Raw genomic sequence first — 1,812 nt, 5'->3', positions numbered from 1 at the left:
CAGTTTTTCCGGATGGTAGCTGACAGCCTGATATTCAGACTCTATGGTTATATCTTCCAAAACGGTTTTAGGGGGTTTCCCAAAAAGGTAGGCCAGGTCAAGGTCAACAGGGTTTTTACCTTTTGGATTGGCAAAAAGCAGATGGTGGTCGCCCGTACATTCACCAACGATATAGAAAGGAGCACGTTCCCTATCGGCAATTTTTTCGGCCATTTCAATGTCTTTTTCTCCGATAACAAGGCCCATCCTTTCCTGTGATTCATTTCCAATCAGTTCTCTGGCAGAAAGAGTAGGGTCTCCGACAGGCAGTTTCGAAATGTCCACTTTTCCGCCACATTCTTCGACAAGTTCAGAAATGCTGTTCAGATGGCCTCCGGCTCCATGGTCATGAACGGAAATAATCGGATTTTCATCCATTTCGGCAAGAGCCCGGATGGCGTTGGCTACTCTTTTCTGCATTTCAGGGTTGGAGCGCTGAACGGCATTTAATTCAATGGTATTGTCGAATTGTCCGGTGGCGACAGAAGAAACTGCACCTCCTCCCATGCCTGTCCTGTAATTGTCGCCACCCATCACAATTATTTTATCTCCTTTGGCCGGATGGCCTTTATAGCTGTCTTCTTTTCTGGCATAGCCAATTCCTCCTGCCAGCATGATTACCTTGTCATATCCGAATTTCCGGTTGTTTTCAAGATGTTCGAAGGTGAGCAGGGAACCACAGATTAAGGGCTGTCCGAATTTATTGCCAAAATCTGATGCCCCGTTGGAAGCCTTGATCAGGATTTCATCAGGACTGTAATAAAGCCATTTTCTCGGCTCCGTTTTGAATTCCCATTTTCTTTCCTGAGCCAGTCTTGGATAAGCCGTCATGTAAACAGCAGTTCCGGCTACAGGCAGGCTCCCTTTTCCTCCTGCCATTCGGTCGCGTATTTCACCGCCACTGCCGGTAGCCGCACCATTAAATGGCTCGACAGTGGTCGGAAAATTGTGAGTTTCGGCTTTAAGAGATATAACTGTTTGAATATCTTTTAAATAAAAGAAATCTGGCTGATAAGGATGTTGAGGTGCAAATTGTACGGCTGCAGGACCTTCAATAAAAGCAACATTATCTTTATAGGCAGAGACGATGAAGTTGGGATTGACATGGGAGGTTCTTTTTATCATAGAGAACAGGGAATCAGGCATTTCTTTCCCGTCAATAATAAAAAGGCCATTAAAGATTTTATGACGGCAATGTTCCGAGTTGATTTGGGCAAAGCCATACACTTCACTGTCAGTAAGTCTTCTCCTGATTTGTTTGCTCACCTCATTCAGGTATGCTATTTCTTCTTCACTTAATGCAAGTCCTTCCAGTTCGTTGTAAGCTGCAATATCAAAGATGAATTCTACTTGTTCCGGTTCTTTTGAAAGCCTGAAAACTTCCTGTCCCGGATTTTCATAAATTTGCTGCAACATCCGGTCGAAAACCTTATTTTCACTATACGGAGTGAATTCTTCAATTCTTGAAATACCCTGAATCCCCATATTTTGCGTGATTTCGACCGCGTTGGTGCTCCAGGGTGTTACCATTTCTTTTCTTGGTCCGATAAACTTCCCTTCGAGCGTTTTTACCTCAATTAATTCAGCGTTTCCAAACAACCATTTGAGTTTCTCAATATCAGAAGGTTCAATGTCTTTTTTTACTTCGACTATGTAGAATTTTAAATCAGGATTTTTAAAAAACAGTATCATTGAAATGAGGTTTGAAAATTACTGCGGCAAAGATACCCCTGAAAAATATTTCAGGTAAATCTCTTTATGAACCTGATGTGT

General features: G+C 42.7%; 1 protein-coding gene. It reads right to left on the bottom strand.

The annotated features are described in order from the left end of the window. A partial coding sequence (locus GX437_13240; protein ID NLJ08619.1) for a phosphoribosylformylglycinamidine synthase occupies window positions 1-1,731 on the bottom strand: 1,731 nt, incomplete at its 3' end. Window positions 1,732-1,812: the final 81 nt, after the last annotated feature.

The sequence above is a fragment of the Sphingobacteriales bacterium genome (genome assembly GCA_012517435.1).
Taxonomy (GTDB): Bacteria; Bacteroidota; Bacteroidia; order CAILMK01; family JAAYUY01; genus JAAYUY01.
Note: the sequence above shows the minus strand (reverse complement) of the source record. Positions and strands in the feature narration are given on the sequence as shown.